15 protein-coding genes are annotated in these 15,765 nt (G+C 44.9%); 1 reads left to right on the top strand and 14 read right to left on the bottom strand.

The window, feature by feature from the left end; translation table 11 throughout:
- Positions 1-4 precede the first annotated feature (4 nt).
- From rsxE to rsxC, 4 genes are read right to left on the bottom strand one after another with little or no spacing between them, the layout of a single operon-like run.
- A complete protein-coding gene (rsxE, locus tag DWX61_RS04070) occupies positions 5-709 on the bottom strand; it encodes an electron transport complex subunit RsxE (protein ID WP_015524883.1) in 705 nt (234 codons plus the stop codon).
- Between the two features lie 14 nt (positions 710-723).
- Positions 724-1,302 carry an RnfABCDGE type electron transport complex subunit G gene (locus tag DWX61_RS04065; RefSeq protein ID WP_015524882.1) on the bottom strand — a complete coding sequence of 193 codons (579 nt, stop codon included), beginning with the start codon at positions 1,300-1,302 and terminating at the stop codon, positions 724-726.
- Positions 1,302-2,279, bottom strand: coding sequence for an RnfABCDGE type electron transport complex subunit D (locus DWX61_RS04060; RefSeq protein ID WP_118368828.1), 978 nt, complete (start codon positions 2,277-2,279; stop codon positions 1,302-1,304). The genes DWX61_RS04065 and DWX61_RS04060 overlap by 1 nt, the downstream gene beginning before the upstream one ends.
- 14 nt (positions 2,280-2,293) lie before the next feature.
- A complete protein-coding gene (gene rsxC / locus DWX61_RS04055) occupies positions 2,294-3,619 on the bottom strand; it encodes an electron transport complex subunit RsxC (protein ID WP_118368829.1) in 1,326 nt (441 codons plus the stop codon).
- A 479-nt stretch (positions 3,620-4,098) separates the two neighbouring features.
- Here rsxC and DWX61_RS04050 point away from each other — a divergent pair, with 479 nt between their 5' ends.
- Entirely contained in the window at positions 4,099-5,118 is a 1,020-nt protein-coding gene (locus DWX61_RS04050; RefSeq protein ID WP_118368830.1) for a ribonuclease H-like domain-containing protein, read from the top strand.
- 100 nt (positions 5,119-5,218) lie between these two features.
- Here the strand turns inward: DWX61_RS04050 and rpsA are convergent, their stop codons facing one another.
- From rpsA to DWX61_RS04000, 10 genes are all read right to left on the bottom strand, one after another.
- Positions 5,219-6,295, bottom strand: a complete 1,077-nt coding sequence (rpsA, locus tag DWX61_RS04045; RefSeq protein WP_015524876.1) for a 30S ribosomal protein S1 — start codon at positions 6,293-6,295, stop codon at positions 5,219-5,221.
- The gene (gene ispH, locus DWX61_RS04040) at positions 6,276-7,142 is read right to left on the bottom strand and encodes a 4-hydroxy-3-methylbut-2-enyl diphosphate reductase (RefSeq protein ID WP_118623937.1); all 867 of its coding nucleotides are present in this window, start codon (positions 7,140-7,142) and stop codon (positions 6,276-6,278) included. Before ispH ends, rpsA begins: the two co-directional genes overlap by 20 nt.
- Positions 7,139-7,804: a (d)CMP kinase gene (gene cmk / locus DWX61_RS04035; protein ID WP_118368832.1), complete on the bottom strand. Its 666-nt coding sequence runs from the start codon at positions 7,802-7,804 to the stop codon at positions 7,139-7,141. The genes ispH and cmk overlap by 4 nt, the downstream gene beginning before the upstream one ends.
- A gap of 25 nt (positions 7,805-7,829) precedes the next feature.
- Positions 7,830-9,059 carry a BaiN/RdsA family NAD(P)/FAD-dependent oxidoreductase gene (locus DWX61_RS04030; protein ID WP_118368833.1) on the bottom strand — a complete coding sequence of 410 codons (1,230 nt, stop codon included), beginning with the start codon at positions 9,057-9,059 and terminating at the stop codon, positions 7,830-7,832.
- Between the two features lie 103 nt (positions 9,060-9,162).
- Complete coding sequence (locus tag DWX61_RS04025) at positions 9,163-10,575, bottom strand: oxaloacetate decarboxylase subunit alpha (protein ID WP_015524872.1); 1,413 nt, start codon at positions 10,573-10,575, stop codon at positions 9,163-9,165.
- Positions 10,576-10,611: 36 nt separating this feature from the next.
- Entirely contained in the window at positions 10,612-11,760 is a 1,149-nt protein-coding gene (locus tag DWX61_RS04020) for a sodium ion-translocating decarboxylase subunit beta (RefSeq protein ID WP_015524871.1), read from the bottom strand.
- Between the two features lie 15 nt (positions 11,761-11,775).
- The gene (locus tag DWX61_RS04015; RefSeq protein ID WP_015524870.1) at positions 11,776-12,156 is read right to left on the bottom strand and encodes a biotin/lipoyl-containing protein; all 381 of its coding nucleotides are present in this window, start codon (positions 12,154-12,156) and stop codon (positions 11,776-11,778) included.
- A gap of 23 nt (positions 12,157-12,179) precedes the next feature.
- Complete coding sequence (locus DWX61_RS04010) at positions 12,180-12,944, bottom strand: OadG family transporter subunit (RefSeq protein WP_118368834.1); 765 nt, start codon at positions 12,942-12,944, stop codon at positions 12,180-12,182.
- Positions 12,945-12,957: 13 nt separating this feature from the next.
- Positions 12,958-14,394 carry an acyl-CoA carboxylase subunit beta gene (locus tag DWX61_RS04005; protein ID WP_118368835.1) on the bottom strand — a complete coding sequence of 479 codons (1,437 nt, stop codon included), beginning with the start codon at positions 14,392-14,394 and terminating at the stop codon, positions 12,958-12,960.
- Between the two features lie 141 nt (positions 14,395-14,535).
- Positions 14,536-15,759 (bottom strand): D-alanyl-D-alanine carboxypeptidase family protein, encoded by a 1,224-nt coding sequence (locus DWX61_RS04000; RefSeq protein WP_270426875.1) that lies wholly within the window; start codon positions 15,757-15,759, stop codon positions 14,536-14,538.
- Positions 15,760-15,765: the final 6 nt, after the last annotated feature.

The raw sequence follows: 15,765 nt of genomic DNA, 5'->3' as shown, positions 1-15,765 counted from the left end.
CTTTTTATTCTTTGTCGGAAGGACATCCGCCGCAGGTCGCACAATTGGAGCCGCAGCCGGACTGGATCTTGGAAACATCTTTGCCCTTCTTTGCCATGTTGATCTTTACTTTATTCTGGATCGCTGCAAGTCCGGCAAGAACCAGAAATGCTCCAGGTGCAAGGATAAAGATAGTGATCGGGGTATAGCCGGCAGCACCGGTAGCTGCATCAGCAACCGGAATGATCTGTGCTCCGAAAGCCTTTCCGGAACCAAGAATCTCTCTTACAAGACCAATGGCAACCAGGCCTACGGTAAAGCCAAGACCCATTCCAAGTCCGTCAAAGATAGACGGAAGGACAGGATTCTTGGAAGCATAACTCTCTGCACGTCCCAGAATGATACAGTTAACAACGATCAGTGGAATGTAAATTCCAAGTGACTCATAAAGAGAAGGAGTAAAGCCCTCCATCAGAAACTGTACGATAGTTACAAATGATGCTACAACTACGATAAAGGCCGGCATTCTGACAGAATCCGGGATAACCTTACGCAGCATGGAAATGAGCATATTTGACATAACCAGAACTACGGTTGTGGAAAGTCCCATACCGATACCATTGATCGCAGAAGTCGTTACCGCAAGGGTAGGACACATACCAAGCATCAGGACGAAAATCGGATTTTCGGTTATAATGCCGTTTTTTAATCTTTCACCACAATTATTCATATTCAACTACCCTCCTAAAATGCGTTTTTGCAATAGCCGATAGCTGTATTGACTGCACCGGTAAAAGCTCTGGATGTGATGGTCGCACCACTGATAGCATCAATAGGCTCACCTTCGCCGCCGTCCTTGGATACATAGAATTTATCGGTATTCTTTCCAACATACTGTTCCTGGAACTTCGCTTCTGTAGCACGCATTCCAAGTCCGGCAGTCTCACTGATAGAAAGAATGGAAACGCCGCTGACAGTACCGTCTTTTGTTACACCAACTGTGATCTGGATATCACCGCCGTAACCCTCTTTATCGGTTACAGTTACCACATAGCCTTCATCTGCTGCTTCACAGACTTCATCTACGGTTGCCTTGATTCCAAGATCTGCAACTGTTTTATCTGCAGCTTCCTTGTCTACATCTACAGCTTTAAAATCTTCCAGGCTTACATCACTGAATACAGTCTGCCATGCTTCCTTTTTTGCCTGTTCCTCGGTTCTTGCAATGGGTTCTTTGGTAACTTCGTAAACCAGTCCAAGGCCAAGGCCGGCAACTACTGTAATGATCGTAAGGATCAATGTATTTCTGATAATCTTACCCATTATTTTTTGCCTCCTTTTCCAAAAGCAACCGGTTTTGTTACTTTTTCAATAAGCGGAACCAGAAGATTGCAGAAAATGATCGCATAGGAAACGCCCTCTGCGGAACCACCAAAAAGACGGAATACCGCTGTCACGATACCGAGGCAGCAGCCATATACCAGCTGACCTTTCGGAGTGATCGGAGTTGTTACATAATCTGTTGCCATAAACCAGGCTCCAAGCATCAGACCTCCTCCAAAGATATGGCTGAAAAGATAGTTTACATCAAAGCCTTTGCCGGTTCCCAGCATATAGAAAATGACAAATACTGCAAAACTTCCAATATATGTAAGAGGTACCTTCAGATCAATGATCTTAAATGCGAGAAGGATCACTGCACCGATGAGGATCGCCAGGGCAGAAGTCTCACCGATCGTACCCTGGATATTACCAAGGAACAGATTCTTTACGGGAATAGAAGTCCCCTCAATGAATCCCTGGTTTTTAAGTGCTGTCAGAGGTGTTGCCTGTGTAACTGCATCTACAACAGCATGGGAGCTTTTGGAAACTGCAAAGTTAGTCATTTTTCCGGCAAAAGAGATCATAAGGAAACATCTTCCTGCAAGAGCCGGGTTCATAAAGTTCTGTCCAAGTCCACCGAACAGCTGTTTTACAACAATGATCGCAAAAGCACTGCCAAGGATCGGCATCCAGATTGGAATCTGGGGCGGCATGTTCAGTGCAAGCAGAAGTCCTGTTACAACTGCACTGAAATCAGTAGTTGTATTTTTTTTATGCATCAGGCGGTCGTAGAGCCATTCAAAAAACACACTGGATGCAACCGTCGCCAGCACTACAAGAAGTGCATGCACTCCAAAGTTCCAGATACCGAAAAGTGTTGTCGGCAGAAGTGCGATCACTACCAGCTGCATGATACGGCTGGTGGTCATTTTATCCCTGATATGGGGATTAGATGATACGTTATACATTTGTTCCATTGTTATTCCTCCCCCTATTTCTTTTTCTTGCGCTCTGCAAGAACCATTTTTCTCATAGATTTAATACTCTGAGTCAGAGGTCGTTTGGCCGGACAGATGTAACTGCAGCAGCCGCACTCGCAGCATTCCATACCATCCATCTTTTCGAAGCCTGCCATATCACCATGTTCTGCAAGAGTTGCAAGGCGGGCCGGAACCACATGGCCCGGACAGACGCTTACACAACGTCCGCAATTAATACATGCAGTCTGGATCTGCTTCGCTTCGGAGACTGCGTCACGCTCCAGGAAAAGCAGGGAAGAAGTTGTCTTCGTACATGGAATATGAAGATCATACAGCGCAAATCCCATCATCGGTCCACCGGAGATTGCTTTCGCGATTTTTTCCTTCAGTCCTCCTGCAGCATCTACCAGTTCAGACAGATCTGTTCCTGTAAGAACAGAAAAGTTCTTCGGTGTACGGATACCGTCTCCGGTAACAGTTACATTACGGCTGATGACAGGCTGTCCAAGGATTACTGCCTTATAAACAGAAGTAACGGTCTCTACGTTATCAACCACGCATCCTACGTCTGCCGGAAGCATGGTGGAATTGATCTCTCTGCCTGTTACCGCATAGATCAGTGTACGCTCACCACCCTGAGGGTATTTAGTCTTAAGCTCTTTTACTTCCATACGCTCTTTGCCTTTGATAGCTTCTTTCATCCTGGCAATACAATCCGGTTTGTTGTCCTCAATACAGATACATCCCACTGCCTTCGGAAAAGCTTTCAGAATCACTTCCAGACCACCTACTATACTTTCCGGTTCTTCCATCATCCTACGGTAGTCACTGGTGATATAAGGCTCACATTCCGCACCGTTGACCAAAATATAATCGATCTTGTCAGGTTCCTTTGGTGAAAGCTTTACATGTGTTGGGAAGCCTGCACCACCCTGACCAACAACTCCGCCTTCCTGAATCCTTTTCAGGATATCTTCCCTGGAAAGATCAGAAAGTGTAGCAGGCGTATATTCCACAGATTCATACAGACCGTCATTCTCGATAATGATCGCATCACCCATAGCGCCTACTGCAGTCAGACGTTTCTCAATTCCCTTTACGGTTCCTGATACAGACGAGTGTATCGGTGCGGAAACAAATCCTCCTGCTTCTGCGATTTTCTGTCCTGCAAGCACATGATCGCCTTTTTTTACGATCGGCTTGGCCGGAGCTCCGATGTGCTGAGAAACAAGAATTGCCAGATCTCCCTTCGGCAAATACTTCTCGACAGGACAGTTTTTTGACAAATCTTTGCCGTCATTAGGATGGATACCACCCCTGAAGGTTAAAAATGCCATAGATCTCATCTCCTCCTTTATTTTTTGCAAGTACATGTACATAGTATTTCTGCGTTGCGCACATACTCATTTTTAAAGTTGATTCCGTGTTTCTGATTTTCCTTTTCTTATTTCATCCAAGACAAACAAGATATATTTCGCTCACATAAAACATCTCGCGAAACTTTACCAGTGAACAGCAACAAAATAGCTTCTGTTCTGAGCAGGATATGTATGAAAGATTGAATCCAGACACGATCATGTGATATACTTCGGTAGAAGATATTCACCAGCTCATAAAAAGCTGTAAATGAATGACTAATTTATGAAGCGATAATAGTCATTTTTCCACTGTCAATCCCCACATAAATCCAGTACCATTTCCTGTTTTTTATCATCAACTCTACTAATAACTATAACTCATTTCACTTTAAATTGCACTATTGAAAAACAGTTTTTTTGTGTATAATCAGATACAATCCATAAAGGAGAAAATTAACATGATCGTTAAAAAAATGCCGATTTTACAAGGGTTTCCAGCCTTTGAGACTGTTAAAAAATTGACTAAAACCCAGAGCTTTTCAGAGCGTTTTGTACCGCTTTTCTATGATATTGAAACTACAGGACTATCACGAAATTCCACTTTTCTGTATCTGATCGGTGCTGTAGCCTACGAAGGAAATAACTGGCAGATGTACCAGTGGATGATTGAAAACGAAGAGGAAGAACCTGAACTTCTGAAAGCATTTGCTGTATTTCTTCAGGATTTTTCATGTACGATCCAGTATAACGGTGACAGCTTTGACCAGCCTTATCTGGATGCACGATATCAGATCCACGGACTCTCTTCCCCTTTTACAAAGCTGCCTTCGCTGGACCTTTACCGGGAACTAAAGCCGCTCAAGGGACTTTTGAAGCTTTCCCGGATGAATCAGCCTTCTATGGAATCATTCCTCGGTATCACTGAACGAAACTACTGTGATGGAGGTGCCTGCATCCGTCTTTACAAACAATTCGCTTCCGGAAAGAAACCGGAAGCTGCTGAGATCGTTATGGGACACAATCAGGAAGATCTTCTTGGACTTGGAAAAATATTCTCCATGCTATCCTATCTTGCTCTTTTCAATGAAGATTACGAAGCACTGGATTGTGAAATTCAAGACAATCAATTGGTCTTTACAATTAAAACTCATTACGATCTGCCTGTTGAATTTTCAAATCATAGTGAAGAATTCTACATATTCGGACGAAATAACCGTGTCCGTCTTCTTGTGAAGCTTCAAAATGGACGTTTAAAGCAATATTATTCCAATTATAAGGATTACGATTACATCCCTTCGGAAGACACAGCCATACCAAAAACCTTAAGTGCCTGCATGGACAAAAAGCTCCGAAGACCTGCCAAAAGGGAAAACTGTTATACCTGGTTCCCTGTAACAGAAGCTTTTCTGCATGATCCTTTAAAACAGAAAACCTATCTGAAACACTGCCTGCCATATTATCTTTCTGTTCTTAAATAATATCTCTGTTACGCAATTCCAATCAAAAAAAAGGCCGTCACAATAAATGTGACGGCCTCTGAGATTCAAAATATTCAACTGCTGTACAGCTTCTGAGAAATTACTCCTCTGTCTGCTCTGCAGAATTATCCTCAAGTGCTTTCATGCTGAGGCTGATCTTTCTGTCTTCGCCATTGAAATCAACAACCTTAGCCTCGATCTCCTGACCGATGGAAAGTACATCAGATGGTTTCGCAACGTGCTCTCTGGAGATCTGAGATACATGAAGAAGAGCATCTACTCCAGGTGCAAGTTCAACAAATGCACCGAAATCTGTCATACGTGCAACTTTGCCCTTTACTACGTTTCCTACTGCGAAGTCCTCAGCAGCTGTAAGCCATGGGTTCTCCTCCGGGAATTTAAGGGAAAGTGCGATCTTGTCTCCGTTGATATCTTTGATAAGAACTGTAACTTTATCACCTACGTTGAATACCTTCTTCGGGTTCTCTACTCTGCCCCAGGACATCTCAGAGATGTGAAGAAGTCCGTCTGCTCCGCCGAGGTCGATGAATGCACCGAAATCTGTAACATTCTTAACAACACCCTCAACTTTATCGCCTACGTTGATCTTAGCAAGAAGCTCTTTCTGTTTCTCAGCTTTCTCAGCAAGAAGAAGCTGTTTGCGGTTACCGATGATACGGCGTCTTCTTGGGTTGAACTCTGTGATAACGAACTCGATCTCCTGATCTGCATATTTGGAAAGATCTTTCTCATATGTGTCAGATACAAGGCTTGCAGGAATGAATACTCTTGCTTCCTCAACATTGACACAAAGACCACCGTCAAGTACCTGTGTTACAGGAGCCTTCAGAACCTCCTGGTTCTCGAATGCCTCCTCAAGACGTTTGTTGCCTTTCTCTGCTGCAAGACGTTTGTAGGTAAGTGTAACCTGTCCCTCTCCGTCGTTTACTTTGAGAACCTTTGCTTCCATGGTATCGCCAGGTTTAACAACGTCTGTAAGCACAACGCTTGAATCGTTTGTGTACTCGTTCTTTGTGATGATACCGTCTGCTTTATAGCCGATATTCAGGATGATCTCATCATCTTTAACATCGATGACGGTACCCTGTACGATCTCTCCATTTCTGATTGTTTTTACGGAATCTTCCAGCATCTGTTCAAAACTTAACTCTGACATGTTCTTGAACCTCCTCAATAATTTTCTTTGGGGTGGAAGCCCCTGCTGTAATACCTACACAACTACTGCATTGGAACATTTCAGAATCCAAGTCTACAGGTGTTTGTATATAGTAAGTATTTCCACATTCCTTTTTACATATTTCAAACAGCTTTTGAGTATTGGAGCTATGTCGGCCGCCTACGACCAACATAGTGTCTACCTCTCCGGCTATCGCTTTAGCTTCTTTCTGCCGTTCTTCGGTAGCATTACAAATAGTGTTTAAAATATTTAAAATATTTAAAACATTATTATCATAACTCTTTTTGCGGAGAATTTCAACTAATTCTTGAAATTTGTTGTAATTAAATGTCGTCTGGGACACTACACATACTTCTTTTTCCGGAGAAATATTGAATTTCTCAGCATCCTCAGCATTTCTGATCACTGTATATGGTCCCTGACACCATCCGCAGATCCCCTGGACTTCCGGATGGTCCGGATCACCGATGATCACAATATGCGCGCCTCTGGAGCTTTCTCTCTCAACGATCTTGTGAATCTTCAGCACAAAGGGACAGGTAACATCTACATAACCGAGACCATATTTTTTGATCGTGTTATAAACCTTGCGGCCTACTCCGTGAGAGCGGATCACAACAGTGCCGCCCTTCAGGCTGCCAAGTTCCTCCTCACAGATCACAGCCACACCTTTTTTTTCGAGATCTGAAACAACCTCCTCATTATGGATGATGGGGCCCAGTGTATAAATCGGTGCTGCATCGGAACCGATCAGCTCATAAACACGGTCAACTGCTCTTTGTACGCCGAAACAGAAGCCGGCGGTCTCTGCAACTTTTATGTTCATCTATTCACCCTATTTCTGTATACGGAAAGGATACTCTCAACCACTTCGTCAATTCCCATCTCAGATGAATCAACAAGAACAGCGTCCTCTGCTTTCTTAAGCGGAGAAACTGCACGGTTCATATCTCTCTCATCTCTGTCAACGATATCTTTCAGGATCTCATCCATATCACAGGCTTCGCCCTTCTCTGTAAGCTCCAGATATCGTCTGATGGCACGTGTCTTTGCACTTGCAGTCAGAAAGATCTTTACTTCCGCATTCGGAAGAATGGTGGTTCCGATATCTCTTCCATCCATAACTACATTATTTTCGGCTGCAAGATTGCGCTGCAGCTTCAGAAGATGTGTGCGCACCTCTGGATTTGCTGAGCTTACAGATGCCATATTTCCTACCTCTTCCTTACGAAGGAACGCTGTTACGTTCTTTCCGTTAAGGATCACCTGCTGTTCACCGTTCTCATAACGGATAGAGATATCCGCATCGTGACAGGCTTCAGAGATTTTTTCGTCACCGCTGATCCCTTTTTCCAGAAGATAAAGTGCCATGGCACGGTACATTGCCCCTGTATCTACATAAATAAAGGACAGCTCCTTTGCCACTTTTTTTGCAATTGTGCTTTTTCCTGCACCTGCCGGTCCGTCAATTGCAATATTAATACCCATAATTGTTGCTCCTTCCTCTTTTCTGTTATTCAATCGCCTGAGCTGCCGCATACGCTGTAGACCATGCGATCTGAAGATTATAGCCACCGGTCACTGCATCCAGATCCAGTACTTCACCTGTAAAATACAGATTTTTTATTTTTTTGGATTCCATTGTGGATGGCTGTATCTCTTTTACTGACACACCGCCTCTTGTGATGATTGCTTCCTTAAACTCTCCCATTCCCGTGATCGTAAACGGAAAAGCCTTGATCAGACGGCCAAAAGCCTGACGCTCTTCCCTGGAGATCTCATGTACCGGTTTTTCCCCGGGGATACCGCCAATTTCGATCATGATCGGAGTCAGAGAAGACGGAAAAAGAACACCGATCACATTTTTAAACTGCTTGTTATGATTTGCATCAAATTCGCGCAGGATCCGGGCATCAAGCTGTTCTGCATCAAGCGCCGGCTTCAGATCCAGGAAAGCCTCCAAAGGCTCCTTTTCCAGTTTTTTGCCGATCTGGGCACTGGCGGAAAGGATCAGCGGTCCTGTCACTCCGAAATGAGTAAACATCATCTCGCCGAAATCTTTATAGAGAACTTTTTTGCCGGATTTTACTGTAAGCTCCACATTCCGAAGGGAAAGGCCCTGAAGTTTGGAGACATAATCTTCTTTTGCCACCAATGGCACCAGTGATGGTGACTGGGAAACAACTTTATGCCCCGTCTCAGCAGCAAAACGGTATCCGTCTCCTGTGGAACCTGTGGACGGGTAGGAAAGCCCTCCTGTGGCAACTACCACAGTATCCGCTTCAAAAAAATCACCGTCCGAAAGTAATACACCAGTAACTTTTTCATCCCGTGTACAAACTTCCTTTACCTCTGTATGAAGATGAATCTGCGCTCCGGCTTTTTTCAGTTCCCGTTCAAGAGCACGGATAATATCTGATGAATGATCCGATACCGGAAAAACCCGGTTTCCACGCTCTGTTTTCAGCGGCACTCCTGCTTCCTCAAAAAATTCCATCACATCTCTGCTTCCATAGGTATAGAAAGCGCTGTAAAGAAATTTGCGATTTGACATCACTGCCGGAAAAAGTTCTTCGGTATCTGAATCATTGGTGACGTTGCACCGTCCCTTTCCGGTGATGAATAGCTTTTTTCCGAGTTTCTCATTTTTTTCCAGTATGTGAACCTGGTGTCCTCTGCGCGCAGCATATACACCGCAGAGCATTCCGGCGGCACCGCCGCCTATGATCGCAACTTTGGACATTACCTGTTATCCTGCCTTTTTTATCTTTTTTATGCACAAAGGAGCCTGCATACAGCAAGCTCCTTTTCCTGTTTTGAAATGCATCTGCATTTCTATGTGTGCTTTATACCGGGTATGCGCCGTTCTTGGTATCTGCTACAGTCTCATCAACTTTTGTCTTCTGAGCCTGGCGATATTTAAAGAAGTCCATGGCAACCTGCGGGAACAGTGCATATGTGAGAACATCCTCATCCTGCTCCTTGTACTGTGCCATCTCGCTCTCAAGCTTATCAAGCTCATCCTCCAGAAGATCTGCCGGACGGCATGTGATCGGTTCAATATCTCCGATACATTTTTTCTGTACTTCCGGATTGAACGGTCTGGCTGTTGCGCCATACTTACCACTTAACACGTCTTTTGTCTCTTTTGTGACAACCTTGTAACGCTCGCCCATGATCACGTTAAATACAGCCTGTGTACCAACGATCTGAGAGGACGGTGTAACAAGCGGTGGCTCACCAAGGTCTTTACGTACACGCGGAACTTCCTCAAGTACTTCGTAGAATTTATCCTCGGCATGCTGCTCTTTCAGCTGTGATGTCAGGTTGGAAAGCATTCCGCCTGGTACCTGATACAGAAGAGTCTTGATATTTACACCAAGGTTCTTCGGATTGAGAAGACCTGTATCAAGAGCCTCATCACGCATCGGACGGAAGTAGTCAGCGATCTCAGCGAGAAGCTGCTGATCAAATCCTGTATCATATGGTGTTCCCTTGAAGGTCTCAACCATAACCTCTGTTGCCGGCTGGGATGTTCCAAGAGCAAACGGAGACATTGCTGTGTCGATGATGTCAACACCTGCCTCTACTGCCTTCATATATGTCATGGAAGCAACACCGGATGTATAGTGAGAATGAAGATCGATCGGGATCTTAACAGTCTCTTTGAGAGCCTGAACAAGCTCTGTAGCCTTGTACGGAACAAGAAGTCCTGCCATATCTTTGATACAGATGGAATCTGCACCCATATCTTCGATACGTTTTGCAAGATCTGTCCAGTAATCAAGTGTGTAAGCATCACCAAGTGTGTAAGCCATTGCAACCTGTGCATGTGCTTTCTCCTTGTTTGCTGCTTTTACAGCTGTCTGAAGGTTACGAAGGTCATTCATACAGTCAAAGATACGGATGATATCGATACCGTTAGCTGCGGATTTCTGTACAAAATACTCTACTACATCATCTGCATATGGACGATATCCAAGGATGTTCTGTCCACGGAACAGCATCTGAAGCTTTGTGTTTTTGAAACCGTCACGAAGTTTACGAAGTCTTTCCCACGGATCCTCTTTCAGGAAACGTAAGGAAGCATCGAAAGTAGCACCGCCCCAGCACTCTACTGCATAGTAGCCGACTTTGTCAAGCTTCTCAATGATCGGAAGCATCTGCTCTGTGCTCATACGTGTAGCGATCAGGGACTGATGAGCGTCACGCAGGATCGTTTCCACAACTTTCACAGGTTTTTTCTCTATTTCTGCCATAATTATTCTCCTTACAAATTTTTATAAGACAATGGGTTAGACACCAAAGATCGCCATAAATGTACCGGCAGCAACCGCTGTACCGATAACACCAGCAACGTTCGGTCCCATCGCATGCATCAGCAGGAAGTTTGTAGGATCTGCCTCAGCACCAACCTTCTGGGATACACGGGCTGCCATAGGAACGGCAGAAACACCGGCTGATCCGATCAGAGGATTGATCTTTCCGTGAGTAACCTTGCAGAGAAGCTTACCAAGCATAACACCACCAAAAGTACCGCAGGCAAAGGCAACAAGACCAAGAACTACGATCTTCAGTGTATCTACGTTCAGGAACGCCTCAGCACTTGTGGAAGCGCCTACAGATGTTCCAAGAAGGATTACTACGATGTACATAAGAGCGTTGGAAGCTGTTTCAGAAAGCTGTTTAACAACTCCGGACTCACGGAACAGGTTTCCGAGCATCAGCATACCAACAAGAGGAGCTGTTGTCGGAAGGATCAGGCAAACAACGATTGTGATAACGATCGGGAAAAGGATCTTCTCAAGTTTTGTAACAGGACGGAGCTGCGCCATTTTAATCTTACGCTCTTTCTCTGTTGTGAAAGCCTTCATGATCGGAGGCTGGATGATCGGTACCAGGGACATATAGGAATATGCTGCTACTGCGATCGGTCCCATAAGAGAAGACTGTCCAAGCTTACCTGCAAGGAAAATGGAAGTCGGGCCATCAGCACCACCAATGATAGAGATCGCTGCTGCTGCTTTACCATTAAATCCAAGGAAAATTGCAAGGAAGTATGCAAGGTAAATACCAAGCTGTGCAGCTGCTCCCATCAGGAAGCTGATCGGGTTTGCGATCAGCGGACCGAAGTCTGTCATCGCACCGACACCCAGGAAGATCAGTGAAGGAAGAATACTCCACTCATCCATTAAGTAAAAATAATGAAGAAGTCCGCCAACGCCATTGGATGAATCCTCAATGCTCAGCATAATGTCCGGATAAATATTTACCAGAAGCATACCAAAAGCGATCGGAACCAACAGCAGCGGCTCAAAACCATGTTTAATGGCAAGGTATAAGAACACACATGCCACTGCGATCATCAGGTAGTTTCCCCAGGTAAGGTTGAAAAATGCTGTCTGATGGATCAGGTTTGACAGGGTATTTGTTACATAAGACATTTGTCTACCTCCTGTTTAGTTCATTGTTGCAAGAGTATCTCCATTTTCAACGGCAGCACCCTCTGCAACATCGATGCTAGCGATCGTTCCGTCCTGAGGAGCAACAACCGGGATCTCCATCTTCATGGACTCAACGATCACTACGCTGTCACCAGCTTTTACGCTCTGTCCAACAGATGCAACGATTTTTACAACTTTTCCAGGAACCGCTGCGGAAACCTTAACAGAACCTGCGCCTGCTGCCGGAGCTGCTGCCTTTGGTGCTGCTGCCGGAGCTGCCTTAGGAGCCGGAGCTGCTGCTTTTGGTGCTGCTGCAACTGGAGCTGCTGCGTTTCCGTTCTCTTCTACAGTAACTTCATATGCTGTTCCGTTAACAGTAATTGTATAACTCTTCATTTTAAAATCCTCCTAAATAATGATTATCTTTTTCTGCGGTTGACTTTGCGGATGGAACGTACCACAAATCCGTCTGTGCTTGTCTTGCCTTCAGAAGCAGCGATTGCTGCAGCGATCACGGCAATAAGCTCACCATCATCTGTTACATCCTCAACAGCAGGCTCAGCAACTGGTGCTGCAACAACTGGCGCCGGAGCTGCGGCTGCCGGAGCCGGTGCGCTCTCTTTTTTCTTTCCTTCCACAAGTCCGGGAATATATTTGAAAAGAGAGATCACGAAGATCAGGAATACCAGGATCACAAATACGGTTCCAAGACCCATCACTGTGTTCATGGCTGCCTTCTCCATGTTCTGTGCCAGTGTATAATTCACATCAACTGTAAGAGAAGTCGGGGTTCCTGATTTATCAAATACATAAGTGAAATTCGCTTTGTTTTTCTCGAAGGATACCGGAACAACAACAGTATACTGATCATCGGAATACTCCACTGTGATATCTTTCTCATTGATATCACCTTTTTTCTCACCAAGCTCTTCTCTGGAGCCGTCCCATGCACTTGCAGCACTCTGTGTGAAAGCATCCTCTGATTCCAGATATCCCTGGATATCATCCTCAGACATTGCGATGATCGCATCCGTCAGGCCCTTGGTTGTTGTGACAAGCTGACTCTTTACAGAATCATCAATCTCATCAGCAGCCCATGCAGTAGCTGTGCATCCGATCAGAAGTGCTGCCACGCAAAGAAGTGCCATGCAGACAGAAGAGATCTTTTTATAAAACTGTCTCATACGCTCACCTCACTTAGACTGTTCCATGCTTTTTGGATGGACGGTCTTCCCTTTTTGTGAACAGCATCTCAAAAGCACCGATTACATATTTTCTTGTATCTTCTGCTTTGATCACAGTATCCACATATCCTCTTGCTGCTGCAGATGCGATACCGTTCTGGAGTTCTTTGTACTCAGCTGCCTTCTCATTCAGTGTAGAAGCGTCAGCTCCCTCATACATGATCTTTGCTGCAAGGGAAGCATCCATCATACCGATCTCAGCTGTATCCCATGCATAAACCATATCTGCTCCGACAGATTTGCTGTTCATGGCAACGTATGCAGTTCCGTATGCTTTACCAATTACAACATTTACCTTCGGTACAGTTGCAGATGCAAAAGCATGTACCATCTCACCTACAGATTTAGCCATCATCTTCTCATTGCAGAGTGTAGCTTTAAATCCTGTTACATTAGTAAGAGTAAGTACCGGAATCTCAAAAGCATCACAGAATTTTACGAAGTCTGCTGCTTTTCTTGCACCTCTTGCAGAAAGAGTTCCGTCGGAAATCTCTGTCTTATTGCCATCAGCATCGTAAGACTCACTTCTGTTTGCAACAGCGCCAACGGTAGCACCGTTCAGACGAAGGAAGCCTGTTACGACATCCTGGCCGTAAGCTGCCTTTGTTTCAAAAAACTCACCATTATCAGCGATTCTTGAAAGCGCGATAGCTGTGTCGCCTGTGCAGCCTGCGATATCATCACATACTCTGTTCAGGTCATCTGTGCATTCCTTGAAGCTGTCATTGTCTTCATTATTTTCCGGAAGCATGCTGATCAGTGTGCGGATCTGTCCGAGGATCTCCTCTTCTGTTCCGATGCCGTCAACAAGTCCTGTCTCCTCACTCTGGAACTGTGCGGAAGCTGAATCGCATTTTTCCACTCTGTTTCCTTCCAGTGCATTAGGAGTGTTTACAAACAGTCTGCCCTTCTTCTCCTCTACAAATGTAAAGTCTGTAAGAGCCGGTACAACTGCCATTCCACCGCCGCATGTTCCGAAAACAGCAGTGATCTGTGGAATAACACCGGATGCCAGTGTCTGTTTCAGATAGATCTCACCAAATGCCTCAAGTGCATCGGTAGCCTCCTGAAGACGAAGTCCCGCACAGTCTACAAGACCGATAACAGGTGCTCCAACTTTCAGAGCGAGATCATAAATTTTGGCGATCTTTTTGGCATGCATCTCACCAACTGTTCCGTTCAGTACAGATGCATCCTGGCTGTATACATACACCAGACTGCCGTCAATCACACCATATCCGGTGATCACACCGTCTGAAGGTGCTTTTTTTTCAGTCATGTTGAAATCCGTAGCTCTGGCTGTGACAGCCTGTCCGATCTCAACAAAACTGTTGGCGTCAAGCAGGGAATCAATCCTTGCGGCCGCTACGCTTTGTGTCGCATTACTCATTATACTATGCCCTCCATTTTTTTATTAATATAACCAAAAATTCAGCCGAGTATAATTGTACCTTTTTTTTGCAGAAAATTCAATACTTTTCGTCACGAACGTTAAAAAATTAACCCCTGACATATGCCAGGGGTCGCTAAATTAATGGAAATAATCCTTAAATACTTTATCCACATACCATTTATAGGTAATTCTGTCGATTTTGTCATCGGCGGTTACAAGGCAGGAAAGGAGTTCTTTTCCGTTGAGCTTTGCATGGAGTGTACCGATCTTCTGGTTTTTCTGTATCGGTGCCGGGAGCTTATCCGGAAGCTCCGTTTCCCATGTGATCGTTTCTGTTTTTTTCAGAAGATATCTTTTCTCACGATCTTTTTCAGAAAGTACTGCGTGTATTTTCAGCATGACCTGTTTTGGAGGATATCCTGAACGATCGGACTTTTGCGGATATGGATCTTCTTTTCCCGGTGCTGCTTCTGTTACCGGGATCTCCGGCAGCTGCGGAAGCTCCGGCAGCATTGAATAATGATAGTTTTCCCTGCCATAAGACAGAAGCTTCCTGGTATCGATCCATTTGTAATTTTTATTTCCAGGCCATCCGCATCCCAGAAGAGCCACGATAAATAATCGCTCGTCCTGTCGGACTGCGCAGACATAACAATATCCGGCATTTCCTGTAAATCCTGTTTTTCCGGAGATCACTCCTGTTTCCATATCCAGGAAAGCATTGGTATTATGTACCGAATAATGCTTTTTTCCTGAGATATCCGTAAAAGTATAATCTCTTGTCTGGGTAATATGGACAAATGTTGCATTTTTTATTGCATACGCCATGATCAGGGCAAGATCCCGGGCTGTTGTATGATGGATACCGCCTTCATCTTCTCCATCCAGACCATTGGGTGTAACAAAATGTGTGTCTTTACATCCCAGCTCTTTTGCTTTTTCATTCATCCTCTCTGCAAAAGCTTCAACGGAGCCGCTGATATGTTCCGCGATCGCCACAGCGGAATCATTATGACTTTTCAGCATCAATGAATAGAGAAGATCCTCCAGATAAAACTGCTGTCCTTCCCGCATGCCAAGACGTGTCTGTGGCTGAGATGCCGCATTCCCGGAAACCTGTACGTAATCATCTCCCTTTGCCAGCTCCAGAGCAAGAATACAGGTCATTACCTTTGTTGTACTGGCATTTGGCCGTCCTTTGTATGCTTCTTTTCCGTACAGCACGCGGCCGGTCTCCCCATCCATGAGAACTGCAGAAAGTGCATATAGATTTTCGTCATCTGCTGCCTTTATCGGAAAGATCTGACAAATAATAAGGACCGCTGTCATCAGCACGACAGCGGCCATACGCCGTTTGCTCATAATGCA

This window comes from Ruminococcus sp. AF20-12LB (genome assembly GCF_003478985.1).
Taxonomy (GTDB): Bacteria; Bacillota; Clostridia; order Lachnospirales; family Lachnospiraceae; genus Blautia_A.
This window is presented reverse-complemented; position numbering and strand designations above follow the sequence as displayed.